The organism is Prauserella muralis (assembly GCF_003202285.1).
GTDB lineage: Bacteria > Actinomycetota > Actinomycetes > Mycobacteriales > Pseudonocardiaceae > Prauserella_B > Prauserella_B muralis.
The window spans coordinates 1,330,955-1,353,715 of the sequence record NZ_MASW01000002.1; the positions used below are offsets into that span (position 1 = coordinate 1,330,955).

General features: G+C 72.6%; 22 protein-coding genes. 10 read left to right on the top strand and 12 right to left on the bottom strand.

The genetic code is table 11. The annotated features are described in order from the left end of the window. The first annotated feature begins 31 nt into the window (after window positions 1-31). A complete protein-coding gene (locus BAY60_RS17440; RefSeq protein ID WP_112282449.1) occupies window positions 32-454 on the top strand; it encodes a DUF4345 domain-containing protein in 423 nt (140 codons plus the stop codon). Window positions 455-457: 3 nt separating this feature from the next. On the opposite strand, the gene ligD is transcribed toward BAY60_RS17440, so the two are convergent. Genes ligD through BAY60_RS17460 form a run of 4 tightly spaced genes read right to left on the bottom strand, consistent with a single transcriptional unit; the run spans window position 458 to window position 4,581 of the window. Beyond that, a complete protein-coding gene (ligD, locus tag BAY60_RS17445) occupies window positions 458-1,465 on the bottom strand; it encodes a non-homologous end-joining DNA ligase (protein ID WP_112281959.1) in 1,008 nt (335 codons plus the stop codon). After that, window positions 1,462-2,538, bottom strand: coding sequence for an ATP-dependent DNA ligase (locus BAY60_RS17450; RefSeq protein ID WP_211330352.1), 1,077 nt, complete (start codon window positions 2,536-2,538; stop codon window positions 1,462-1,464). Before BAY60_RS17450 ends, ligD begins: the two co-directional genes overlap by 4 nt. A gap of 53 nt (window positions 2,539-2,591) precedes the next feature. After that, a complete protein-coding gene (locus BAY60_RS17455) occupies window positions 2,592-3,563 on the bottom strand; it encodes a sigma-70 family RNA polymerase sigma factor (protein WP_112281960.1) in 972 nt (323 codons plus the stop codon). A 34-nt stretch (window positions 3,564-3,597) separates the two neighbouring features. Then, window positions 3,598-4,581 carry a GlxA family transcriptional regulator gene (locus BAY60_RS17460; protein ID WP_112281961.1) on the bottom strand — a complete coding sequence of 328 codons (984 nt, stop codon included), beginning with the start codon at window positions 4,579-4,581 and terminating at the stop codon, window positions 3,598-3,600. Between the two features lie 72 nt (window positions 4,582-4,653). Between BAY60_RS17460 and BAY60_RS17465 the strand changes: the two genes are divergently transcribed. Continuing rightward, window positions 4,654-5,421, top strand: a complete 768-nt coding sequence (locus BAY60_RS17465; protein ID WP_112281962.1) for an NAD(P)H-dependent oxidoreductase — start codon at window positions 4,654-4,656, stop codon at window positions 5,419-5,421. Here the strand turns inward: BAY60_RS17465 and BAY60_RS17470 are convergent. Then, complete coding sequence (locus tag BAY60_RS17470) at window positions 5,412-5,666, bottom strand: hypothetical protein (protein ID WP_245992572.1); 255 nt, start codon at window positions 5,664-5,666, stop codon at window positions 5,412-5,414. The two genes, BAY60_RS17465 and BAY60_RS17470, sit on opposite strands and share 10 nt — an antisense overlap. 53 nt (window positions 5,667-5,719) lie before the next feature. On the opposite strand from BAY60_RS17470, the gene BAY60_RS17475 reads away from it, so the two are divergent. Together BAY60_RS17475 and polX are read left to right on the top strand one after the other, a co-directional pair. Next, window positions 5,720-7,207 (top strand): aminotransferase-like domain-containing protein, encoded by a 1,488-nt coding sequence (locus tag BAY60_RS17475; RefSeq protein ID WP_112281964.1) that lies wholly within the window; start codon window positions 5,720-5,722, stop codon window positions 7,205-7,207. 38 nt (window positions 7,208-7,245) lie between these two features. Further along, a complete protein-coding gene (polX, locus tag BAY60_RS17480) occupies window positions 7,246-8,976 on the top strand; it encodes a DNA polymerase/3'-5' exonuclease PolX (RefSeq protein ID WP_112281965.1) in 1,731 nt (576 codons plus the stop codon). Here polX and BAY60_RS17485 read toward each other — a convergent pair. Further along, window positions 8,971-9,414 carry a MarR family winged helix-turn-helix transcriptional regulator gene (locus BAY60_RS17485; protein WP_342769779.1) on the bottom strand — a complete coding sequence of 148 codons (444 nt, stop codon included), beginning with the start codon at window positions 9,412-9,414 and terminating at the stop codon, window positions 8,971-8,973. The genes polX and BAY60_RS17485 overlap by 6 nt on opposite strands. A gap of 102 nt (window positions 9,415-9,516) precedes the next feature. On the opposite strand from BAY60_RS17485, the gene BAY60_RS17490 reads away from it, so the two are divergent. Genes BAY60_RS17490 through BAY60_RS17505 form a run of 4 tightly spaced genes read left to right on the top strand, consistent with a single transcriptional unit; the run spans window position 9,517 to window position 13,340 of the window. Continuing rightward, window positions 9,517-10,425: an SDR family NAD(P)-dependent oxidoreductase gene (locus tag BAY60_RS17490; protein WP_112281967.1), complete on the top strand. Its 909-nt coding sequence runs from the start codon at window positions 9,517-9,519 to the stop codon at window positions 10,423-10,425. A 9-nt stretch (window positions 10,426-10,434) separates the two neighbouring features. Further along, window positions 10,435-11,307 carry an amidohydrolase family protein gene (locus tag BAY60_RS17495; protein WP_112281968.1) on the top strand — a complete coding sequence of 291 codons (873 nt, stop codon included), beginning with the start codon at window positions 10,435-10,437 and terminating at the stop codon, window positions 11,305-11,307. Next, entirely contained in the window at window positions 11,304-11,759 is a 456-nt protein-coding gene (locus BAY60_RS17500) for a MaoC family dehydratase (protein ID WP_112281969.1), read from the top strand. Before BAY60_RS17495 ends, BAY60_RS17500 begins: the two co-directional genes overlap by 4 nt. Window positions 11,760-11,786: 27 nt before the next feature. After that, a complete protein-coding gene (locus BAY60_RS17505) occupies window positions 11,787-13,340 on the top strand; it encodes an AMP-binding protein (protein WP_112281970.1) in 1,554 nt (517 codons plus the stop codon). A 187-nt stretch (window positions 13,341-13,527) separates the two neighbouring features. Here the strand turns inward: BAY60_RS17505 and BAY60_RS17510 are convergent, their stop codons facing one another. From BAY60_RS17510 to BAY60_RS17535, 6 genes are all read right to left on the bottom strand, one after another. Next, window positions 13,528-15,105, bottom strand: coding sequence for an FAD-dependent oxidoreductase (locus BAY60_RS17510; protein ID WP_112281971.1), 1,578 nt, complete (start codon window positions 15,103-15,105; stop codon window positions 13,528-13,530). Between the two features lie 10 nt (window positions 15,106-15,115). Continuing rightward, window positions 15,116-15,946: a carbohydrate ABC transporter permease gene (locus BAY60_RS17515; protein WP_245992576.1), complete on the bottom strand. Its 831-nt coding sequence runs from the start codon at window positions 15,944-15,946 to the stop codon at window positions 15,116-15,118. Next, complete coding sequence (locus tag BAY60_RS17520) at window positions 15,939-16,892, bottom strand: carbohydrate ABC transporter permease (RefSeq protein WP_211330353.1); 954 nt, start codon at window positions 16,890-16,892, stop codon at window positions 15,939-15,941. The genes BAY60_RS17515 and BAY60_RS17520 overlap by 8 nt, the downstream gene beginning before the upstream one ends. Before the next feature lie 10 nt (window positions 16,893-16,902). After that, window positions 16,903-18,192, bottom strand: a complete 1,290-nt coding sequence (locus BAY60_RS17525) for an ABC transporter substrate-binding protein (protein WP_112281972.1) — start codon at window positions 18,190-18,192, stop codon at window positions 16,903-16,905. Between the two features lie 51 nt (window positions 18,193-18,243). Continuing rightward, window positions 18,244-19,224: a LacI family DNA-binding transcriptional regulator gene (locus BAY60_RS17530; RefSeq protein WP_170160442.1), complete on the bottom strand. Its 981-nt coding sequence runs from the start codon at window positions 19,222-19,224 to the stop codon at window positions 18,244-18,246. Window positions 19,225-19,342: 118 nt separating this feature from the next. Further along, window positions 19,343-20,305 (bottom strand): AraC family transcriptional regulator, encoded by a 963-nt coding sequence (locus BAY60_RS17535; RefSeq protein WP_112281974.1) that lies wholly within the window; start codon window positions 20,303-20,305, stop codon window positions 19,343-19,345. Window positions 20,306-20,425: 120 nt separating this feature from the next. On the opposite strand from BAY60_RS17535, the gene BAY60_RS17540 reads away from it, so the two are divergent. Together BAY60_RS17540 and BAY60_RS17545 are read left to right on the top strand one after the other, a co-directional pair. Then, a complete protein-coding gene (locus tag BAY60_RS17540) occupies window positions 20,426-21,559 on the top strand; it encodes an MBL fold metallo-hydrolase (RefSeq protein WP_112281975.1) in 1,134 nt (377 codons plus the stop codon). A 65-nt stretch (window positions 21,560-21,624) separates the two neighbouring features. Next, window positions 21,625-22,755, top strand: a complete 1,131-nt coding sequence (locus BAY60_RS17545) for a CapA family protein (protein WP_112281976.1) — start codon at window positions 21,625-21,627, stop codon at window positions 22,753-22,755. The last annotated feature ends 6 nt before the right edge of the window (window positions 22,756-22,761 follow it).

Sequence of the window (22,761 nt, forward strand, 5' to 3'; positions counted from 1 at the left end):
GACGTCTGTCTAATAAGGGAGGGTGCGCATCGTGGCGCGGACGCTGAAGTGGCTCACGCTGGTCATGGGGATCGCCTGCGTGGCGATCGGTGTCGTCCATCTGGCTCTGGGCATCGACTCGGTACCCGGCGAGGGCTCGGCAGGTGCCACCGTGGACAGCCGGGAACGGTTCTACGGCGCCATCTTCCTCGGCTATGGCCTCGCCTGGATCTGGGCGGCCCGGCAGTCGCCGATCCCGGCGCGGGCGGTGCGCTGGCTCGCCGGCGTGTTCCTGCTCGGCGCGGCGGGCCGGATGGTTTCCCTGCTCATCCATGGCCAGCCGCAGTGGTTCCAGCTCGTGCTGACGGCCGTCGAGGTGGTCCTGCCGCCGCTGTTCTTCCTGCTCGCGGCCGCCGACGAGAAGGCGACGGCCCGGCGCGAGGCCGTCGGCCGTGGCACGGTCGCCGCGGGCTGAGCGTCAGTCGCGTTTGGCGCGGCTCGGCGCGACTCTCGGCGGCTCGTTGGGCTGCTTGGGATACACGGGTGGCCACGGCGCGTCCATCAGCCCGGCGGCCAGGTCCGCGCGCGACATCTCCAGCAGCGGTTCCAGCGACTGCGGACGCTCGTCCATGCCCCGCCACGGGTCGCCCCGCTCGGCCACGAGGGCGGGCACGGTCGCGATGGTCAGCGTGTCCGGCTCGACGGTGTCCAGCTCGTCCCAGCCGATCGGCGCCGACACCTGCGCCCCGGCGCGGGGCCGCACGCACCAGGCGCCGAACACCGTCTTGTGGGGTGCGTTCTGGTTGAAGTCGACGAACACGCGCGCGCCGCGTTCCTCCTTCCACCACTGGGCGGTGACGAGGCCGGGGTGGCGCCGCTCCAGCGCACGCGCCAGCGCCACCGCGCCCGCGCGCACCTGGTAGCTGTCCCAGCGCGGTTCCAGCCGCACGTACAGGTGCAGCCCGCGGGAGCCGGTGGTCTTCACGTGCGCCTCGATGCCCAGCTCGGTGAGCAGCTCCCTCGCCAGCCACGCGGCCTGCCGCACCTGCTCGAACGTGACGCCGGGGGAGGGGTCGAGGTCGACGCGCAGCTCGTCGGTCACCTCGGGTGTCTCGGCGCGGTAGGGCCACACGTGGAAGCCGAGGCAGCCCAGGTTCACCGCCCAGATCACGTGCGCCAGGTCGGCGGCCACGAGCGCGTCGCTGGTGGTGCCGTTGGGCGTGGCCACGACGGTCGTGCGCAGCCAGTCGGGCACCGACTTGGGGACGCGCTTCTGAAACCACGACTTGCCCCCGGCGCCGCTCGGGTAGCGCTCCATCAGCAGCGGGCGGCCACCGAGCGTGGCCAGCAGCGGACCCGCGACCGCCTGGTAGTAGCGCACCAGGTCGAGTTTGGTCTCGCCGCGCTCGGCGAAGAACACCTTGCCCGGGCTGGAGACGGTCACCTCGGTGCCGCCGATGTCGAGTGTGACCGCCTCGCCGCTCACGCGCGCACCTCCTCGAACAGGGCCGCCAGCTCCGCGGGCGGCACCTCCTCCAGCTGGGCGTACGTGCACGACTCCGGGGCGCGGTCCGGCCGGAACCGCACCAGCCTGCCCCCGTGCCGGAACCGGCCCGCCTGGACGTGCTCGTAGCGGACCTCGGCGACCAGCTCGGCCCGCAGCGGCTCCCACGACAGGTCCTTGCCCACCGACCAGCGGCTCATCCCGCCGGGCATGCGCCCGCCCGCCTCGGCGTGCGCCTCGGCCCACCGCCGCCACGGGTGTCCGTCCAGCGCGTTCTCCCGCAGCGGCGCGAGCTCGTCGACCAGCTCCCGGCGCCGCGCTGCCGCCAGCCCACTGGCCACGCCGACATGGTGCAGCGTGCCCTCGTCGTCGTAGAGGCCGAGCAGCAGCGAGCCGACGCCCTTGCCGTCCTTGTGCCAGCGGAATCCGGCCACGACGCAGTCGGCGGTGCGCTCGTGCTTGACCTTCCACATCGTGCGCCGGTCCTGCTCGTAGGCCAGGTCGGGCGACTTGGCCATCACGCCGTCGAAGCCGGCGCCCTCGAACCGGGTGAACCAGTCCTGCGCCACGTCCGGATCCCCGGTCAGCGGGGTGAGGTGCACGCGGGCGGGCGCGGTGTCGAGGATGCTCTCCAGCAGCCTGCGCCGTTCGTGGAACGGCTCGGCCGTCAGGTCGCGGTCGCCGAGCGCGAGCAGGTCGAACGCGACGAAGCTGGCCGGGGTCTCGCCGGCCAGCTTGCGGACCCGCGAGGCGGCGGGATGCAGGCGCAGCTGCAGCGCGTCGAAGTCGAGCCCGGCATCGGTGACGATGACGACCTCGCCGTCGACCACGCAGCGGGGTGGCAGCGCCTCGGCGAGCAGGTCGGCGAGCTCCGGGAAGTACCGCGTGAGCGGACGGTCGTTGCGCGAACCGAGCTCCAGCTCGTCTCCGTCGCGGAACACGATGCACCGGAAGCCGTCCCACTTCGGCTCGTAGAGCAGGCCGGGCTCGCGCGGCATCTCGCGCACCAGCGTGGCCAGCATCGGCTTGACCGGCGGCATCACGGGCAGATCCACGAGCCGATCCTAGAGCCGATGCCGGCGCGGAGCACCTGGTGAGCGGCTGTGTCTCAGCTGGCCCACTCCAGCAGCGTGCGGGAGTGCCGCGGGTCGCGCAGCTGGAGCAGGGCCCGCTGCTCCAGGGTGCGCACGCGCTTGCGGGTCAGCCCGAGCCTGCGCGCGATGTCCGGGATGGTGTGCTGGTGGCCGTCGGCCAGCCCGTACCGCAGCGAGACCACCTGTGCCTCGGCGGGCGGCAGGGTGTCCAGTGCCGCGTGCAGGTCGGTCACCATCGCCTCCCGCTCGAGTGCCTCGCCAACGCCCGGCGCCGAGCCACCGGTCACCAGGTCACCGAGGCGCAGCTCGCCCTCGGCGTCGAGCGGCACGTCCAGGCTCACCGTGGACTGGCCCGCCCTGCGCAGCTCCACGACCTTGTCCACAGGGAGATCGGCCGCGGCGGCCAGTTCCTCGACGGTCGGCTCGTGGTCGCTCTGCGACTGCAGGGTGCGCTCGAGCCGGTCGAGCCTGGCCACCTGCTCCGAGGTGTGCATCGGCAGCCGGATCGTGTTGCTCTGGAAGGCGTTGCCCCGCTGGATCGCCTGCCGGATCCACCACATCGCGTAGGTGGAGAACTTGAAGCCCTTCGTGTAGTCGAACTTCTCCACGGCATGGATCAGGCCGAGGTTGCCCTCCTGGATGGCGTCGAGCAGCGGCAGGCTGGTGTGCCTGCTCTTGCGTGCCGCCGTGACCACCAGCCGCAGGTTGGCGCGCACCATGTGGTCCTTGGCCAGCGCGCCGTCCCGGGCCACGGCTTCCAGCCGCTCCCGGTCCGCGGGCAGGTCGCGCTCACCGGCGTCGGCGGCCCGCAGCAGCTCCGCGGCGTACACGCCTGCTTCGATCCGCTTGGCCAGGTCGACCTCCTCGGTCGCCGTCAGCAGCGGGGTTGTTCCGATTTCGTCGAGGTAGGCTCGAACCAGGTCAGTGTTGTTGTCGCTGTCGGTCCGGGTGCGGCGACGGGTCAGTGTCGTAGTCGCATCAGCCAATCGTTGTCACCTCTCTCGGTGATGACAACGTTTTTCACCCTGGTGACATTCCGCCCCGGAACGTCGCCCGGTAGGTGCTGGGCGACACCCCGATGGCGGCGTGCAGGTGCTGCCGCAGCGACACGGCCGTGCCGAATCCGGCCTGCTCAGCGACGCGGTCCACCGGCAGGTCGGTCTCCTCGAGCAGCTGCCGGGCGCGTTCGATGCGCTGCCGGGCCAGCCACTGGCCCGGGGAGAGGCCCACCTCCTCGCGGAAGCGCCGGGTGAAGGTGCGCGTGCTCATCCCCGCCGTCGCCGCGAGTTCGCGCAGCGACAGGGGCCGGTCGAGGTGGCGCAGCGCCCAGGCCCTCGCCCCGCCCGTGGAGGACACGCGTGGCTCGGCCACCGGGCGTCTGACGTACTGGGCCTGCCCGCCCTCGCGGTGCGGCGGGACGACCGTGCGGCGGGCCACCTCGGCGGCCACCGCGGCGCCGTGGTCGCGGCGGATGAGATGCAGGCACAGGTCGATGCCGGAGGCTTCCCCCGCCGAGGTGAGCACGTCGCCGGAGTCGGTGTAGAGCACGTCGGGGTTGAGCCGCACCGCGGGGTAGAGGCGGCGGAAGTCGTCGGCGGACTGCCAGTGCGTGGTGGCCTCGCGGCCGTCCAGCAGCCCGGCGGCGGCCAGCACGAAGGCACCCGTGCAGATCGAGGCCAGGCGGGTCCCCGGCCGGATCAGGGCGAGCGCGGCGGCGAGCGCGGGGGACAGGCGCCCTGCGGTCTCGGTCTCGTCCGGCTCGTGCGTGGCGGGGATGACCACCGTGCCCGCGTGCGCGAGCGTGTCCGGACCGTGGGCGACGTGGATGCCGAAGTCGGCGTCCGTGCGCACGGTACCGGGCTCCAGGGCGCAGGTGACGACGTCGTAGAGCCGCACCCCGTCCGGAGAGCGGGCCTGGCCGAACAGCTGGTGGACCAGTCCCAGCTCCAGGGGCATGACCCCGTGGCGGGCGAGGACCGCGACCCGGTGCGGCGCCGACGTCATGGCCTGATTCTTTCACAGGATGGCCTCCGGGCCACTCGCCGGCGGCGGGCGGCGCTGCGCAGGATCGAGGGCATGAACGTGCTCTGGGTCATCGCGCATCCCGACCAGCGCTCGCTGAGCGCGGCCCTCGCCGACGACGGCGTCGCCGCGCTGAAGGCGGCGGGTCACGCCGTCGAGGTCAGCGATCTCTACGCCATGAAGTGGAACCCGGTGGTGGAGGCAGGCGACTTCGGCCACGACCCCGGCGAGCGGCTACTGGTGGGCGAGGTGTCGAAGCGCGCCTACGCCGCGGGTGCGCTGTCCGCCGACATCCGCGCCGAGCAGGACAAGCTGCGCTGGGCCGACACGCTCGTCGTGCAGTTCCCCCTGTGGTGGATGGGACCGCCCGCGATCCTCAAGGGCTGGTTCGACCGGGTATTCGTCAACGGCTTCGCCTTCGGCGTCGGGGACCCGGCCACGGGGCGCACCCTGCGCTACGGCGACGGCGGGCTGGCGGGCAAGCGGGCGCTGGCCGTGACCACGATCGGGGCGAGGGAGGCCTCGTTCGGCCCTCGCGGCATCCACGGTGAGCTGCACGACGTGCTGTTCGGCCTGCTGCACGGCATCTTCTGGTACACGGGCATGGAGGTCCTGCCGCCCGTGGCCGTGTACGGGGCGGACCGGGCCACCGCAGCCGACTTCGCCACCGCGGCCGGGCGGCTCCGGCGCGTGCTGGCGGCGCTGCCCGAGGCCGCGCCCATCCGGTACCGCCACCAGGACGGCGGGGACTACGACGACGACCTCGTGCTGCGCGCGCACGTCGCACCGGGCCAATCCGGCCTCGGCGCGCACTACGCGTGAACGAGTGGCTCCCCGCGCATCTCCCGCACGTACCACTCGATCCGCTGGGAGTAGCTGGCGCTGAGCTGTGCCAGCACCAGCACGCCTGCCACCACGTGCCGGGCGAACGCCGGCTCGGCGTCGGGCAGCGGGCCTGCCGGCCGCACCGCACGGCCCAGCCCTGCCAGCAGTACTGTCGTGGTGACCAGGAACAACGCGGTGACCAGCATGGCGATCCTTCCCCTCCGGCCGCTGGGGCCTGTCAACTGGACTGCTTGTGGTCTAGAGTGCTCAGGAAAGTGGACTGGAGTAAGGGCCAATGGCGAGCGAATTGGATCGTTTTCAGCAGGGTGCCGAGCTGGCCACCGTGCTCGGCGACTGGACTGCCGGACCCGGGCCGCTGTACCGGAAGCTGGCGGACGCGCTGGCCGGCGCCGCGAAGGACGGCGCCCTGCACGCGGGGCAGCGGCTGCCTTCGGAACGGGAACTGGCCCGGTCGTTGGCGGTGAGCAGGGCGACCGTGGTGGCCGCCTACGACGAGCTGCGCGCACGGGACCTGCTCGACCGCAGGCAGGGCAGCGGCACCCGGATCAGCCCGGCCGTGCGCCCCGCCCGCAGCGACGGGCGCGTCTCGGGCGGCCGCGGCACCGTGATCTTCCAGCGGCTCATCGACGGCCCCGGCCCGCCGATCTCGCTGGCGTGCGCGGCCGACAGCGGTGCTCCCGAGGTGGCCGAGGCGCTGGAGGAGGTGGTCCGGTTCGACATCGACGAGCTGCTGACCGACCCCGGCTACCAGGCCAGGGGGCTGCCGTCACTGCGCGCCGCCGTCGCCGACCACTACACCGCGCTGGGCCTGCCGACCTCCGCCGACGAGGTGCTGATCACCACCGGCGCGCACCAGGCGCTCGTGCTGGTGGCCGACGTGTACCTGCGCTCGCCGTCCACCGTGGTCGTGGAGGGGCCCAGCTGGCCGCCGTGCCTGGACATCTTCCGGTCCGTGCACGCCGACGTGGCCGCGGTGCCGCTCGACGACGAGGGCATCGACGCGCGGCTGCTGTCCGACGCGCTGGCCGAGCACCGGCCCGCGCTGCTCTACGTCATGCCGACCTACCACAATCCCGCCGGCGTGCTGATGTCCGAGGCGCGCAGGCGGCGGGTGGCCGAGCTGGCCGCCCGGCACGGCGTGGCCGTGCTGGAGGACAACGCCTATGCGGGCTGCGGGTTCCGCGACGACGGCGTTCAGATGCCGCCCCTGGCCGCCTACGCGCCCGCCGGCGCCGAGGTGGTCACCGTCGAGTCGCTCAAGGCCGTGTGGGGCGGGCTGCGGATCGGCTGGATCCGAGGCCCCGCCGGGATCATCGAGCGCTGCGCCCGGCGCAAGGCATTGGCCGACCTGGCCAGCCCTGCCATCGAGCAGGCCGTCGCCGCGCGGTTGTTCCCGCGGCTGGCCGACATCACCAAGAGCCGGTCGGCGCTGCGTCGCGAGCGCTGCGAGTACCTGGAGTCCCTGCTGCGGGAGCGGCTGCCCGGCTGGCGCTGGCGCACCCCCGACGGCGGCTCGTCGCTGTGGGTCGCGCTGCCCGAGGGCAACGCCGACGTCTTCGCCCAGCTGGCGCTGCGGCACGGCGTCGAGGTAATCCCCGGCTCGACCATGGACCCGACCGGTGTGCACGACGGCTACCTGCGCGTGCCGTTCATGCACGCGCCCGAGGTGGCCGACGAGCTGGTGCGCCGCCTCGCCGACGCGTGGACCGAGCTGCGCAGGCACGGGCCGAGGGACGAGTGCCCGGTGCGGCCGATCATCTGAGCCTGCCCGGTCCGCCACCGGGGTTCTAGGATGGCGGCATGGCCCGGCCGAACGACGAGGTCGAGGCACTGCTGCAGGAATACGCCGACCTCCTCTCCATCACCGGGGGCGATGCCTTCAAGGTGCGCTCCTACGAGAAGGCCGCCCGCGCCGTCGGCGGCCATCACGAGGACGTCTCCACGCTGGGCGTCGCCGAGCTCAAGGCGATCCCCGGGGTGGGGAAATCGATCGCCGAGAAGGTCGCTGAGTATGTCCGCACCGGGCAGGTGGCCGCCATCGAGGAGGCGCGCGCGAAGATCCCGGCCGGCGTGCGGCAACTGATCGCGATCCCCACGCTTGGCCCGAAGAAGGCCGCCGTGCTCTACGAGGATCTGGGGATCTCGTCGGTCGACGAGCTGGTCGAGGCCATCCACTCCGAGCGGCTGCGCGGGCTCAAGGGTTTCGGGCCCAAGACCGAGGAGAACATCCTGCACGGCGTGGCGCTGATGCAGCAGGCGGGTGACCGGGCCCTGCTGAACGTGGCGCTCGAGCTGGCCGAGGAGATCACCGCCGCGCTGTCGCGGGTCACCGGGTGCGTGCGGTGCGCGCACGCCGGGTCGCTGCGCCGGTTCCGCGAGACCATCGGCGACGTCGACGTTCTCGCGGCCGCCGAGGATTCCGCGCCGCTGATGGAGGCCTTCCGCGCGCTGCCCTTCGTGGCCGAGGTGATCGCGTCGGGCCAGAAGAAGACCTCCATCCGCACGACCAAGGGGCTGCAGGTGGACCTGCGGGTCGTGCCGCTGGAGTCGTGGGGCGCGGCCCTGCAGTACTTCACCGGGTCGAAGGCGCACAACATCCGCACGCGCGAGATGGCCGTGCACGCCGGGTTGAAGCTCTCCGAGTACGGGCTGTTCGACGCCGGCACCGGCGAGCTGATCGTGTCGGAGACGGAGGAGGAGGTCTACGACCGCCTGGGCCTGCCGTGGATCGCGCCGCCGCTGCGGGAGGACCGGGGCGAGATCGAGGCGGCCCGGCGGGCAGCGCTGCCCGAGCTGGTCACCGAGGCCGACCTGCGCGGCGACCTGCACACCCACACGGACCTGACCGACGGCGTGGCGTCGCTGGAGGAGATGGTGCGCGCGGCCGCCGAACGCGGGCTGGCGTACTACGCGATCACCGACCACGCGCCCGACATGGCGATGCAGCGGATGTCGGACGAGAAGATGCTCGCGCAGCGCGAGCAGGTGCGTGCGCTCGACGGCAGGCACCGGAGGCTGCGGCTGCTGCACGGCACCGAGCTCAACATCGGGCCGGACGGCGGTGTGGACTGGCCGGAGGACTTCCTGCGGGGCTTCGACGTGTGCGTGGCCTCGGTGCACTCGCACTTCACCCAGGACCGCGACACGATGACGCGCAGGCTGCTGCGCGCGATCGAGAACCCGTGCGTGCACATCATCGGCCACCCCACCGGCCGGATCATCGGCAGGCGGCCGCCGATCGACGTGGATCTCGACGCGGTGTTCGCCGCGTGTGCGCGCACCGGAACGGCGCTGGAGATCAACTCCGCGCCCGACCGGCTCGACCTGTGCGACGAGGACATCCTGCGCGCCAAGCGGTTCGGCGTGAAGTTCGCGATCAACAGCGACGCGCACTCACCGGTGCACCTGGCGTTTCCCCGCTACGGGGTGGGCACCGCGCAGCGCGGCTGGCTCACCGCCGAGGACGTGATCAACACCTGGCCGCTGCGCAGGCTGGCGTCGTTCCTGCGCACGAAGGGCGCGTCGTCATGAGGGGTCGGTGAGACGTTCCAGCAGCGTTTCCAGGGTCGCGCGCTCGGTGGGAGTGAGCGCGGCGAGCAGCCCGTCGTCCACCCGGCGGGCCAGCTCCCGTGTCTCGGCCAGCGTCACCTGCCCGGCGGCGGTGACCACGACGAGGCGGGTGCGCCGGTCGTCCGGGTGCGGGTCGCGCCGCACCAGTCCGGCCCGCTCGAGGTCGTCGACGAGTGCGACCACGGCGCTGGGATCCACGCCCAGTATCTCGCCCAGCTCCCGCTGGGACAGCCCGCCGCGGGCAGCCGAGGCCGACAGCACCGTGTAGTGCCTGCTGCGCAGGCCGAACGGCTCGAGCGCGCGGTTGAGGCTGCGGATCGCCCTGCCCCCGGCGCGCGCGAGCAGGAAGCCGGTCCGGCCCGGCCGGTCGGCGTCGGGGATCGGCTCGGTGGTGGCGATGGCTCCTCCTCGGGCAGATGAGTGACTGCGTCAATGGTTGACAACCATAACGGTTGATGAGTACACCTTTATATCAGGAAACCTGAGACACAAGGAGCGTTGATGGAGCTGACCGGAAAGGTCGCGATCGTCACCGGCAGCGGCCGGGGGCTGGGTCTCGCCTACGCGAAGGAACTGGCCGCGTCGGGGGCCAAGGTCGTCGTCAACGACGTCGACGCGGCCACGGCCGAGGCGGCGGCCAAGGAGATCACCGACGCGGGCGGCACCGCGGTCGCCGAGGTGGCCGCCGTCGGCAGCACCGAGGCCGCCGACGCGCTCGTCGCCAGGGCCGTCGCCGAGTTCGGCAGGCTCGACGTGCTGGTGACCAACGCCGGCGTGCTGCGCGACCGGGTGCTGTGGAAGATGTCCGACGACGACTTCGACACCGTCATCGGCGTGCACCTGCGGGGCACGTTCACGTGTGCCCGCGCCGCCGCGAGGCAGATGCGCGAGCAGGGCGACGGCGGGCGGCTCATCCTCGTCGGCTCGCCCGCGGGGCAGCGCGGCAACTTCGGCCAGACCAACTACTCGGCGGCCAAGGCGGGCATCGCCGCGTTCGCGCGGACCTGGTCGATGGAGCTGGCGCGGGCCGGGATCACCGTGAACGCGGTGATTCCCGTGGCCGCCACGGCCATGACCGAGACGATCCCCGCGCTGCAGGGCTACGTCGAGAAGATGCGCGCCGGGGAGCCGATGCCCGCCTTCGCGCGGCAGGCGCTGGCCTTCGGCGGCCCCGAGGACGCCGCCGGGCTCGTCGCGTTCCTCGCCTCCGACGCCGCCTCCGACGTCACCGGCCAGTGCATCGGCATCGGCGGCGACCGGCTCTCCCTGTGGTCGCACCCGCAGCAGGTGGCCACCGCCTACGCCGAGGGCGGCTGGAGCGCCGACGCCATCGCGCGGGTCTGGTCGACCACCGTGGGCGCCGAGCCGCAGAGCGTCGGCGAGAAGCTTCCCGAACCGCCCGCGAACTAGGAGGTGGCCATGGATCCCACCACGCTCGACGCGATCGACGTCCACGTCCACATCGAGACCGACGGGCACGGCCACCTGTCGCTGCCCGACGACTTCCTGGAGGCCTCGGCCGAGCACTTCGGCGCCGACCACCGGGCGCCGACGCTCGACGAGATCGCCGACTACTACCGGCAGCGGCGCATCGGCGCCGTGGTGTTCACCGTGGACATCGAGTCGGCCACCGGGCACCCGGCGCTGTCCAACGAGGAGATCGCCGAGGCCGCGGCCGAGCACTCCGACGTGCTGATCCCGTTCGCCAGCATCGACCCGGCCAAGGGCGCGGCCGGAGCCCGCCGCTTCCGGGAACTGGTGAGCCGGCACGGGGTGCGCGGCATCAAGTTCCACCCCAGCATCCAGGACTTCGCGCCCAACGACGGCAGCGCCTACCCGCTGCTGGAGGTGGCGCAGGAGCTCGGGGTGCCCGCGCTGTTCCACACCGGGCAGACCGGCATCGGCGCCGGCATGCCGGGCGGGGGCGGGATCAAGCTCGGGCTGTCCAACCCGATGCTGCTCGACGAGGTCGCCGTGGAGTTCCCGGAGCTGACGATCATCATGGCGCACCCGTCTTTTCCGTGGCAGGACGAGGCTCTGGCGGTGGCGCTGCACAAGCCGAAGGTCCACATCGACCTGTCCGGCTGGTCGCCGAAGTACTTCCCGCCGCAGCTGGTGCGCTACGCCAACAGCCTGCTGCAGGACAAGGTGCTGTTCGGTTCCGACTACCCGCTGATCACCCCGGACCGGTGGATCAGCGACTTCGACAAACTCGACATGAAACCGCACGTCCGGCCGAAGATCATGAAGGACAACGCCGTGCGCGTGCTGGGCCTTGAGGAGAACAAGTGACGACAAGGGTTTCCTTCGACGAGGTCAAGACGCTCGTCGGCAGCGAGCTGGGCACCAGCGACTGGATCGAGGTGACGCAGGAGCGGATCGACACCTTCGCCGACGCCACCGGCGACCACCAGTGGATCCACGTCGACCCCGAGCGGGCCAAGGACGGGCCCTTCGGAGGCACGATCGCCCACGGCTACCTGACGCTCTCCCTGGTTATTCCGATGTGGACGGAGTTGCTGGAGGTCGACGGCGTCACCACGAAGGTCAACTACGGGCTGAACAAGGTGCGGTTCCCCTCGCCGGTGCGGGCGGGCTCGCGGGTCCGGATGTCCGGCACGCTGGCTCAGGTGGACGAGGTGGCGGGCGGCGGGCTGCAGCTCACCGTCGACGTCGTGGTCGAGATCGAGAACGGCGACAAGCCCGCGTGTGTCGCCCAGCCGGTGTTCCGCTTCTATGCCTAGGTTCCTCCGGCTCGACGGGGAGTCAGCATGATCTATCGCAGTCCGCTGCCGGACGTCGAGGTTCCGGCGCTGACACTCACCGAGTTCGTCCTCGGGCAGGCCCGCCGGTTCGGGGACAGGGCAGCGCTCGTGGACGGCGTGACCGGGGAGCGGATCGGCTACGCGGAGCTGGTGGACGCCGTGCAGGCGGGCGCCGGAGGGCTGGCCGCGCTGGGGGTGCGGCCGGGCGACGTCGTCGCGCTGCTGAGCCACAACCAGCCGCGCTACGCCGTCGCCCTGCACGCCGTGCTGGCCGCCGGCGCGGCGGTCACGCCCATCAACCCCGTGCTCACCCCGGAGGAGATCGGCAAGCAGCTCGCGGCGTCGCGGGCGTCGGTGCTGATCACGGCGGAGCCGGTGGCGGGCAAGGCGCTGGAGGTGGCGCGGGCCGCGGGGATCGCGCACGTGCTCGTCCTTGGCGAGCACGAGGGCGCCCGGCCGTTCGCGGACCTGCTGGCCGAGGGCAGGCCCGCGCCGTCGCCGGAGCTGGATCCGGCCACGGCGGTGGCCGCGCTGCCGTTCTCCAGCGGTACCACCGGCATGGCGAAGGGCGTGCGGCTCACGCACCGCAACCTGGTGGCCAACCTGGCGCAGACCCGTGTCGGCTGGCGTATCACCAGCGACGACGTGCAGGCCGCCGTGCTGCCGTTCTTCCACATCTACGGCTTCACGATCATCCTCAACTCCGGGCTGCTGGCCGGGGCGACGGTGCTGACGCTGCCGCGGTTCGAGCCGCACGGCTACCTCGCCGCGCTGGAGAAGCACCGGGTGACGCGGGCGTACTTCGCGCCGCCGATGGTGCTGACGCTGGCGAACCTGCCCGGGGTGGAGGACTACGACCTCTCCGCGCTGCGGTTCGCCTTCTGTGGCGCGGCGCCGCTGGACGTGGAGGTGACCGAGCGGGCGGAGAAGCGGCTGGGCTGCCTGATCCGGCAGGGCTACGGCATGACCGAGGCCAGCCCCGGCACGCATCAGGTGTTCGACGCCGAGTTCTCCTCGATGCCCGCCGGCAGCGTGGGCCGGCTCTCGCCCGGCACCGAGGCGCGGCTCGTGGTGCCCGGCACCGACACCGACGTCGAGCCCGGCGAGGCGGGGGAGCTGCTGGTGCGGGGCCCGCAGGTGATGGCGGGCTACCTGGACAACCCGGAGGCCACCGCGGCGACGATCACCGACGGCTGGCTGCACACGGGCGACATCGCGCGGGTGGACGGCGACGGCGTGTTCTGGATCGTCGACCGGCTCAAGGAGCTCATCAAGTACAAGGGCTACCAGGTGGCGCCCGCGGAGCTGGAGGCCGTGCTGCTGAGCCACCCGCGGGTGCTCGACGCCGCGGTGATCGGTGTGCCGCATGCCGAGGGCGGCGAGGCGCCGAAGGCCTTCGTGGTCGCCGACGGCGGCCTCACGGCAGAGGACCTCCTGGCGTGGGTCGCCGAGCGCGTCGCGCCGTACAAGAAGATCCGGGACGTCGAGTTCGTCGACGAGATCCCGAAGTCGCCGACGGGCAAGATCCTGCGCCGGGTCCTGAAGGACCGCGAAGCCTGACACCCGCGAGTCCTGCGTTCGTGCCCGCGAGTTCTGCGTTCGTGCCCGCGAGTCCTGCGTTCGTGCCCGCGAGTTCTGCGTTCGGGTTCGGCGGCTCGGTACCGGAACGCAGAACTCGGCGTCCTGAGTGCAGAACTCGGCGTCCTGAGTGCAGGACTCGCGGGCCTGAGTGCAGGACTCGCGCGCGTCAGCGCTGGAAGGTGCGCACGTCCTCGGGCCACTCCAGCGGGATGCCGAGCTTGGTCAGCACCCGCTGGAACTCGGCGAGCAGGTCCGGGCGGGCCCGCACGGCACGGGGCGGCACGCCGGACTCCAGCGCGAACGCGGCGAGCGCGCCCGCCGCCTCGCCCGTGTTCCACTCCACGGGATGCAGCCGGTAACAGCCGTTGGTCAGGTGGGTGACGCCGAGGCACTTGCCGCCGGCGAGCAGGTTGTCGAGCCGCTGCGGAATCAGCGCGCCGAGCGGGATCTGGAACGGGTAGCACGCGATGTCCAGATACCCGCTGCCGCCGGTGCTGGGATGCAGGTCGATGCGGTAGCTGCCGATGCCGGCGCTGTCGGGGAACTGCTCGGCGCCGGCCAGCCCCTCGCGCGCCTCGACGCCGACGTGCTGCTCCAGCACCGTGAACTCCGCGCGGATGCGGCGGGCCTCCCGGATGTAGGGCGCGGCGGCCAGCCCGTCGGCGGTGCCGAGCGGCTCCCCGGCGGGCCGCAGCCACGGATACCCCGCACCGCCGTCCGGGCGGGGCGCCTCCGTCTGCAGCCAGTACACGAACGACAGGGTCAGCTGCCGGGCCTGCTCCAGCCGCCGGTCCCGCTCGGCGGCACCCACGCCCGTCACGGGCGCGAGCCAGTAGTCGATCTGCGGCCAGTTCACCAGCGAGACATCCGGCAACGGCGGGTCGTACAGCCGCCCGCTGCGAATACGCCGGAAGCGCCACAGGTCCTGCTCGCCGTCCTCGCCGAACAGCGGCCTGCGCAGCGTCCGTCCCGTCTCCGGCTCCTGGGTGGCCCAGCCCAGCTGCGGCCCCGGCCAGAACGGTGCCCGGTAGCCGCGCCAGAAGTCGTAGTCGCGGGGCCGCTCGATCACGTGCTCGCCGGAGCCGTGCTCCAGCGCCACGCACCAGGTCAGCGCCTGCTGGTCGAACGGGTCGGCGGGGCCGGGCAGCGCATGCGGCTCGCCGGTGTCGGCCTCGCTCTCGGCGCCGAGCACGTGCTCGCACCCGGTCAGCGGCAGCAGGTCGCCTTCCTCGGTCGCGTCGATGACGTGGGCCGCCCGCAGCGTCACCGGGCCGTCCGGGGCGGTGAAGGCGACGGCCTCGACCCGGTCGCCGCCGGTGTCGGCGGAGACGGGGACGTGGTGCTGCCGGATGGTGAGGTTTCCCGACCGGCACAGCGGCCGCAGCAACTCGGTGAGCACGTCGTGGACCACCACCGGCTCGGCACACAGCGCGCTCACCCAGCCCTCACCGGGGTTGAGCTCGCGCCGCGCGCGGGCCTGCTCGCCGAGCCGCGGATCGGCACGGTAGCGGTCGCGCACGCGCGAGCGCAGCAGCCGGTAGGACGCGGTGCTGCCGGTCGTCTCCACCCACGGGTTCTCGTCGGGCGGCACGGCCTGTGCCGTCAGCTGGCCACCGAGCCAGCCGGTCGCCTCGGTGAGCACGACGCGGCGGCCGAGCAGCGCCGCGGACAGCGCCGCCGCCACCCCGCCGCACCCGCCGCCGACCACCAGGACGTCGCAGTCGAGTCCGTGGGCTGAAGCCATGTCCCTCCGTTCACTTGATGCCCGTCTGGGCGAGGCTTTCGGTGATCTGTCGCCGGGCCACGAGGTAGGCCAGCAGCAGGGGCACGGTCGAGATGGCGGTCGCCGCCATCTGCACGCCCCAGATGGGGTTGCCGCTGGTGTCGGTGAACGCCGTCAGCGCGAGCGGCACGGTGAACAGCTCGCTGCGGTTGACGAACACCAGCGGTTCCAGGAAGGAGTTCCAGCTGTAGAGGAACGCGATGATGCCGATGGTGCCCAGCATCGGGCGGGTCAGCGGCAGGATCACGTGCAGCAGGATCCGCAGCCTGCCCATGCCGTCGATCATGGCGGCCTCCTCCAGTTCCACCGGGATCGACTGGATGAACTGGCGCATCAGGAAGACCCCCGTGACCCCGGTGGCACCGAACACCGGCAGCGCCAGCAGCGGCACGTGCGTGTCGGCGAACCCGAGTGCCTTCATCAGGCTGAAGTTCGGGATCAGCGTCACCTCGACCGGCAGCATCAACGCCGACAGGAACAGGAAGAAGAGCACGTTGCGCCCGGGAAACCGCAGCCGCGCGAACGCGTAGCCGGACAGCAGCGACAGCACGCACGTGAACAGAGCCACGAGGGTGGCGATGTAGAGGCTGTTGTAGACCTGCCGCGCGAACGGCTGGAACGTGAACACGTCGCGGATGTTGTCCCACGTGACCTCGGCGGGGACCAGCTGCGGAGGTGAGGCGAGCACGTCGCCGGGCAGCTTCAGCGCGCTCGAGACCATCCACAGGAACGGAAAGACCAGCGGAACCGACAGCGCGATCAGGAAGAGGTACAGCGCGCCGCGGGTGAGGAGCCTACTCACTGTGCACCCACTTCCGCCTCGCCCACCACTGCGCGGCGACCAGCAGCAGTGTCAGTCCGAAGAGGACCACGGCGATCGCGCTGGCGTAGCCCGCCTGGAACAGCTCGAACGCCTGCTCGTAGAGGTAGAACGCCAGCACCGACGTCGCGTGCGAGGGGCCGCCGTGCGTCATCAGCTGGATGTAGTCGAAGACCTGGAACGAGCCGATGAACGTGATCAGCACGACCACCAGCGTGGTCGGCGCGATCAACGGCAGCACGACGTGCCGGATGAGCCGCCACTCGCTCGCGCCGTCGAGCCGGGCGGCCTCGAGCGTCTCCGACGGGATGTTGCGCAGCGCGGCGAGGAAGATGACGGCCTTGAGCCCCACGGTCTTCAGCGCGGCCACCACGATCACCGCCGCCAGCGCCGGTTTCGCCTCGAACAGCCAGTTGGGGCCGGTGATGCCGACCAGCGACAGCAGCTCGTTGACGCCGCCGCCCTCGCCCTGCAGCAGGAACCGCCACACCAGTGCCCAGGCCGCCTGCGAGGTGACCACCGACAGGAAGGCCAGGGTGAGAAACAGCCCCGCGCCGGGAGGGCGCCGGTACAGCACGAGCGCCAGTCCCAGTGACAGGCCGACGTTGATGGCCACGAGACCGAGCGCGAACACGCCGGTGACGGCCACCGACCGCCAGAACGTGGGATCCTCGGTGAGCAACTGGCGGTAGTTGTCCCAGCCCGCCGCCTCCGACCGGCCCGAGCGCAGGTCGGTGTGCGTGAACGACAGCACGACGATGGCGACGAGCGGGACGAGAACGAACAGCGTGAACCCGAGTGCCTGCGGGGAGATCAACAGGTAGCCGGTCAGCGCCTCCCGCCGCCGGTGCCGGCGCGCCCGCCGAGGGGCGGGCGAGCCGGACCGGCCGGTGGCCTCGGGGGTGGGAGTCAGGATCGGTGCGGCCACGCCTGCTCCGTCACTCCGCCTGCTTCAGCAACGGGCCGACCTCGCCGCACAGCCTGCCCAGCACCGAGCCCACGTCGGCACCGGGGCTCCACAGCTGGTCGAACACCGGCTGCGCGGTCGTCTTGATCTCCGGCCACGTCCGGGGGTACTGGAACGCGTGGCCCTCGGTGATGCCCGGCACCAGGATGTCCTTCACCGCCTGCTCGGACAGCCGCGAGTCCCGGTAGATCTCCGGGGCGTCGGCCAGCACCGACGTGCGGGCGGGCGGGTAGAACTCCGCCAGCTCCCGGACCGCCTTCTCGCTGGTCAGGTACTTGAGCAGCTCCGTGGCCAGCTCCTTGTGCGGTGCCTGCTCGAAGACCACGAGCCCGGCCTGCCCGGTCACGTGCGGCTGCCCGCCGGGGCCGCCGGGCAGCGGCGCGATGCCGTAGTCGAACTCGGCGCCCTCCAGCTGCGACAGCCTCGACAACTGGGTGATCGTCATCGCCGCGTTGCCCGCGTAGAAGTCGGCCTGCGCGCCGGGCGGCACGGCGGTGCGGTCGTCGAACGCCATCCGGTGGAAGGTGCCGACGGCCTCGGCGGCCGCGGGGCTGTCGAGCGTGCAGCGTTTGGTCTGCGGGTCGTAGAACCCGGCACCGTGGGCCCGCAACAGCGGATCCAGCGTCGGCCACGACACCGGCAGGGGACCGTAGACGCTGCCCTCGTTGCTCTGGAAGACGAAGTGACCGCGCGGCAGGCTCGGCTGCAGGTCGCGGGCGAGCCCGGCCAGCCGGTCCCATGTCCAGTCGCCCCGCGCCGCCAGCTCGGCGGGCTCGGGCAGGTTCGCCGTGGCGAAGGCGTCCTTGTTGTAGATGACGAAGAACGGGCTGGTCGAGAACGGCACGCCGTACACGGCGTCGCCGCCGCGCCAGTTGGTGAACGCGGCGGGCACGAAGTCGTCGAACCGGTACTCCGGATCGTTACGCAGTGCCGGGCCGACGTCGGCGAGCTGGCCGGAGGCGGCCATGCCGACGGCGTCGGGCGCGCCGAGCCAGCCGAGGTCGGGCGCGTCGCCACCCGCGAGGCGCACCGAGATCTTGGTGGTGTAGTCGGCCTGCGGCACGGACTGGATGCGCACGTCCGCGCCGTCGTGCTGGGCCGAGAAGTCGTCGGCCAGCCGGTTCAGCAGGTCGAGCTGGGCCTGGTTGGACGTCCAGACCGTCATCGTCACGGTGTTGGATCCGGCCTGGTCGCCGACACCGCAGGCCGCGGTCAGCGCGACCGCGGACGCGGCGAGCAGGCAGCGCAAACGCGTGCTCATGCAACCTCTCCATTGGGGTTGGCGGGGATGGGATCGTTTTCGTTCGGGCGGTCAGTTCTCGGGCGCGGCCAGCGTGGTGCCCTCGTGGGGCGGGCACGCCACCGTGGCCGTGGCCTCGGCCGTGCCGTCCAGGCGGCCGAGCAGGCGCTCCAGCGCGAGCCGCCCGAGGAGTCTGCCGGGGATGCCGTAGCCGGACCAGCCGGTGTCCCCGTCGTCCTCGGACACGCCCGCCACGGCCAGTGACAACCCGCCGGGCACGCTCAGCCCGCAGCCTTCGGCGGCCGACCGCAGCGCCTCGGCGTAGTCGGTGCTCTCCGCGACCACCGCGGTGACCCCGGCCCGCTGGAGCTCACGCACGAACTCCGCCGAGATCTCGGCGAGGTGGGGAAAGGCCGACGACACCTCCAGCCGCCGCGCGCGAAGCCCGGCGAGCCGGTCGGCGGTGGCGGGCAGCTCCGGGTTGGCGCCGACGTAGCGGATCCGGCGGTGCCCCGCCTCGGCGAGCCGCCCGGCCAGCGCACGTCCCGCGCCCGTGTAGTCGGGGGACACGTTGGGCACCTCGCGCCCGTCGCCGAGAAAGCGCCGTCCAATGAAGACGAACGGGTACTCCTCGGCGACCAGTTGTTCCAGTTCGGCGGGGATCTCGTCGCGACCGAGCAGCACCGCGCCGTCGACGAGGCGCAGCTTGTTCTCGCCGCCCGCGTAGATGCTGCGCACCGGCCCGGAGGTGGCCGCGCTGGTGAACAGCAGCAGGTCGTGTCCGGCCTGCTCGGCGGCTTCCTCGATGCCGAGCAGGAACGGGTGGTACAGGCTGCGCTGGGCCACGCTGAACACCCGTTCGTAGGTGAACACGCCGAGCAGCTGACTGCGCCCCTTGGCCAGTCGGCGGGCCAGCGGATCGGCGCGGTAGCCGAGCTCGCGCGCGACGTCGAGCACCCGCTGCCGCGTCTCCTCCGGGATGGACTCCGCCTTGCCCCGCAGGATCAACGATACGGCGGCCTGGGTGACGCCCGCCTGCCGCGCAATGTCCATCTGGGACACGCGGCGCGGTCGGCCCTGGCCAGTTATGCGCATAACTAAACCCTGACACGCGATCAGCGGGGAAGTCAAGCCCCGGTTTGCCGAGTGCGAATGGACGGTCGGTGCCGCGCTAGCCGGGCGCGGCACCCGCCACGGTGGCGGGATGCACGGTCCGCTCGCGGTACTCCTGCGGGCTGAGGCCACGGACGCGCTTGAACGCCGTGCTCAGGGCGAACGGGCTGCCGTAGCCCACCTTCCTGGCCACGGCGTCCACTGTGGAGTCGGAGCCGCGCAGCAGGTCGGCGGCCAGCGCCAGGCGCAAGCCGGTGAGGTAGGCCATCGGCGACTCGCCGACGAGCGCGGTGAACCGGCGGGCCAGCGCCGCGCGGGACACCCCTGTCTTGGCGGCGAGCGTGGCGACCGTCCACGGGTGCGCGGGATCGTCGTGCAGCAGCCGCAGTGCCTGGCCGGCCACGGGATCGGTGTGCGCCCGGTACCAGGCGGGCGCGTCGGCGTCCTCGCGAGCGAACCACTCGCGCAGCGCGGCGACCAGCAGCAGGTCGAGCAGACGGTCCAGCACGACGTCCTGGCCGGGCTCGTCGCGCCCGAGCTCGGCCGCCAGCAGCGGCACCAGCGGCGACTCCCAGGTCCGGCTGCGGATGACCAGCGTGGCGGGAAGTGCGCCCAGCAGCCGGGAACTCAGCTCGCCGGGCGTTTCGTGGACCGCGACGAGCACCGTGGTGGAGCCGCCGGTGCCCCATGTCCGCGCGCCCAGCGCCAGGCGCTCGCACAACTCCTCGCCGTCCGGCGTCGTCGCGCGCTGCCCCGGATGGATCACCGCGGTGGGCGGGGTGGCGGGGTCGTCGGCCAGCACGTACGGCGCGGGGCCACGCACCACGGCGACGTCGCCGGGACACAGCCGTTCGGGGGCGCCGCCCGCGGGCACGAGCCACCCCTCGCCCGCGGCCATGGCCAGCAGCGCCAGCGGCGCGCGGTCGCGCACATGCAGCGACCACGGCGGGTCCAGCAGGGCCTTCAGCAGGAAGGCGCCACGTGGTCTCGGCCCGTCGAGCAGCGACCCCAGCGCGTCCACGCGCTCAGCCTACGCGCGTTCCTGCCCCGCCCGGACCGCCGTGAGCGGCGCCGTTGCCCGCGGGAACACCCGGTCGGGACGCGGCGTTGATCCGGCAGACGCGGACACGGAGGGCGGGACATGGGCGGCAAACGGGTGAACAGGGGCACACACGCGGCCTCCTGGCTGCTGGGTGGCGCGGCGGCCGGTGCGGGAGCGGTCGCGGTGACCGGAGTGGCGCTCGCGGCACGGGGCGTGCGCGCTGCTCTCGGCGGGCGGCCGGACAGCGCCGCGCTCGCCGGGTCGCCGCAGTTCCGCGACGGCGCCTTCCGCAACCCCGCGCCACCTCGCTGGCTTCCGCCAGGCAGTGGCAAGCAGGCCGCGCGTGAGCTGCTCTTCGGCGGGCAGCCGCGGCACCCGGCCGCGCCGGTTCCGCTGGTGGTGCCGTCGGGTCCCGCCCCGGCCGAGGGCCTGCACATCACGTGGTTCGGACACGCGTCGTCGCTCGTCGAGCTGGACGGCGCCAGGGTGCTGCTCGACCCGGTGTGGAGCGACCGGGTGTCGCCGTCGCGGCTCGTCGGGCCGCGCAGGCTGCACCCCGTGCCGCACCGGATCGACGACCTGCCGCCGGTCGACGCGATCGTCATCTCCCACGACCACTACGACCACCTCGACATGCCGACCGTGCTGACGCTGGCGCGCACGCAGCGGGCGCCGTTCGTGGTGCCGCTGGGCGTCGGCGCGCACCTGCGGGCCTGGCAGGTGCCCGAGTCCCGCATCGTCGAGCTGGACTGGGGCGACGAGACCGAGGCGGGCGGCCTGCGGATCGTCGCCACGCCCGCCCAGCACTTCTCCGGCCGGGGCTTCGAGCGCAACAACACGCTGTGGGCGTCCTGGGTGATCGCGGGCGAGCGGCACCGCGTCTTCTACAGCGGCGACACCGGCCACTTCGACGGGTTCACCCGCATCGGCGAGCAGTACGGGCCCTTCGACGCCACGCTCGTGCAGATCGGCGCCTACGCCCCCAGCTGGCCCGACATCCACATGACGCCCGAGGAGGGCGTGGCCACGCACCTCGACGTCCGCGGTGGCCTGATGATCCCGGTGCACTGGGCGACGTTCAACCTCGCGCCGCACGCGTGGAGCGAGCCGGTCGACCGGGCGTGGCAGGAGGCCAAGGCCCGCGGGGTCACGCTCGCGGTGCCGCGGCCGGGCGAACGGATCGACGTGGCCGCTCCGCCGCAGGTCGACGGCTGGTGGACGACACTTAGCTAGGGCAACGTCGCGGCGCTCGCGGGGACCAGGCAGGATGACGCCACCCATCCCCCGAAAGGCTGATCATGGTCCGTCGTGCCGCGAGCGCGATCGCCGGTGTCGCGCTGCTGGCGGGTGCCTGCAGCACGGCACCCGCCGGAGGATCGCCGTCCGTACCACCCGCGCCCCCGGCTCCGTCCGCTTCCGCGGCGGAGGACTCGTTCACCGTCGTGGCCACCGGTGACGTGCTCATCCATCCCGACCTGTACGAGCAGGCCGCGGAGGAGGCGGGCGGCGAGCCGGACGCGTTCGACTTCGGCCCGCTGTTCGAGGGCGTGCGGCCGCTGATCAGCAAGGCCGACCTCGCGTTGTGCCACCTGGAGGTGCCGCTCGCCGAGGACGGCGGGCCCTACAGCGGCTACCCCCAGTTCAGCGCCCCGCCCGAGCTGGCCGACACGCTCGCCGACATCGGCTACGACAGCTGCTCGACCGCCTCCAACCACGTGCTCGACCACGGCGAGGAGGGCGTCACCAGCACGCTCGGCGCCCTCGACGAGGCCGGTCTCGAGCACACCGGCTCCGCGCGCACGGAGCAGGAGGCCGCCACTCCGCTCGTGGTCGACGTCGGCGGCGTCAAGGTCGGGCAGGTCTCGTTCACGTTCGGCTTCAACGGGTTCGAGCTGCCCGCCGACAAGCCCTGGCTGGCCAACCCGCTCGATCCCGAGGCCGTGCTCGCCCAGGCCGAGGCGGCCAGGGCCGCGGGAGCCGAGGTGGTGATCGCGAGCCTGCACTGGGGCGAGGAGTACCAGCACGAGCCCACCGCCGAGCAGCAGCAGCTCGCCGAGCAGCTGCTGGCCGGCGACGCGATCGACCTGATCGTCGGCCATCACGCCCACGTCGTGCAGCCGATCGAGAAGCTCGGCGACAAGTGGGTGGCCTACGGGCTCGGCAACTCCGTCGCCCGGCACGCCGAGCCGGTGGGCGTGTCCGAGGAGGGCATCGCGGCCCAGTTCCGGTTCGTGCGCCGTGGCGGGGACTGGACCGTCGACGAGGCCGGGTACGTGCCCACCCTCGTCGAGCTGGGCCCGCCGATCCGGCTGACCGACCTCACCACCGCCGAGCCGACGCCACGCCGCACCGAGGCGCTGGAGCGCACCCGCGACATCGTGCTGAGCCGCGGCGGCGCCGAGGACGGGCTCACCGTGGGCGGGCCGTGACCCACG

Bases quoted from the DNA above. Each gene is read 5' to 3' on its own strand.
- BAY60_RS17460 (WP_112281961.1), bottom strand. From the start codon at position 4,581: ATGACGTCGGCGCCGCACCGGGTCGCGGTCCTCGCCCGCCACGGGGTC.
- BAY60_RS17465 (WP_112281962.1), top strand. From the start codon at position 4,654: ATGAACGTGCTCTGGGTCATCGCGCATCCCGACCAGCGCTCGCTGAGC.
- BAY60_RS17475 (WP_112281964.1), top strand. From the start codon at position 5,720: ATGGCGAGCGAATTGGATCGTTTTCAGCAGGGTGCCGAGCTGGCCACC.
- polX (WP_112281965.1), top strand. From the start codon at position 7,246: ATGGCCCGGCCGAACGACGAGGTCGAGGCACTGCTGCAGGAATACGCC.
- BAY60_RS17490 (WP_112281967.1), top strand. From the start codon at position 9,517: ATGGAGCTGACCGGAAAGGTCGCGATCGTCACCGGCAGCGGCCGGGGG.
- BAY60_RS17495 (WP_112281968.1), top strand. From the start codon at position 10,435: ATGGATCCCACCACGCTCGACGCGATCGACGTCCACGTCCACATCGAG.
- BAY60_RS17505 (WP_112281970.1), top strand. From the start codon at position 11,787: ATGATCTATCGCAGTCCGCTGCCGGACGTCGAGGTTCCGGCGCTGACA.
- BAY60_RS17510 (WP_112281971.1), bottom strand. From the start codon at position 15,105: ATGGCTTCAGCCCACGGACTCGACTGCGACGTCCTGGTGGTCGGCGGC.
- BAY60_RS17525 (WP_112281972.1), bottom strand. From the start codon at position 18,192: ATGAGCACGCGTTTGCGCTGCCTGCTCGCCGCGTCCGCGGTCGCGCTG.
- BAY60_RS17530 (WP_170160442.1), bottom strand. From the start codon at position 19,224: ATGGACATTGCGCGGCAGGCGGGCGTCACCCAGGCCGCCGTATCGTTG.
- BAY60_RS17540 (WP_112281975.1), top strand. From the start codon at position 20,426: ATGGGCGGCAAACGGGTGAACAGGGGCACACACGCGGCCTCCTGGCTG.
- BAY60_RS17545 (WP_112281976.1), top strand. From the start codon at position 21,625: ATGGTCCGTCGTGCCGCGAGCGCGATCGCCGGTGTCGCGCTGCTGGCG.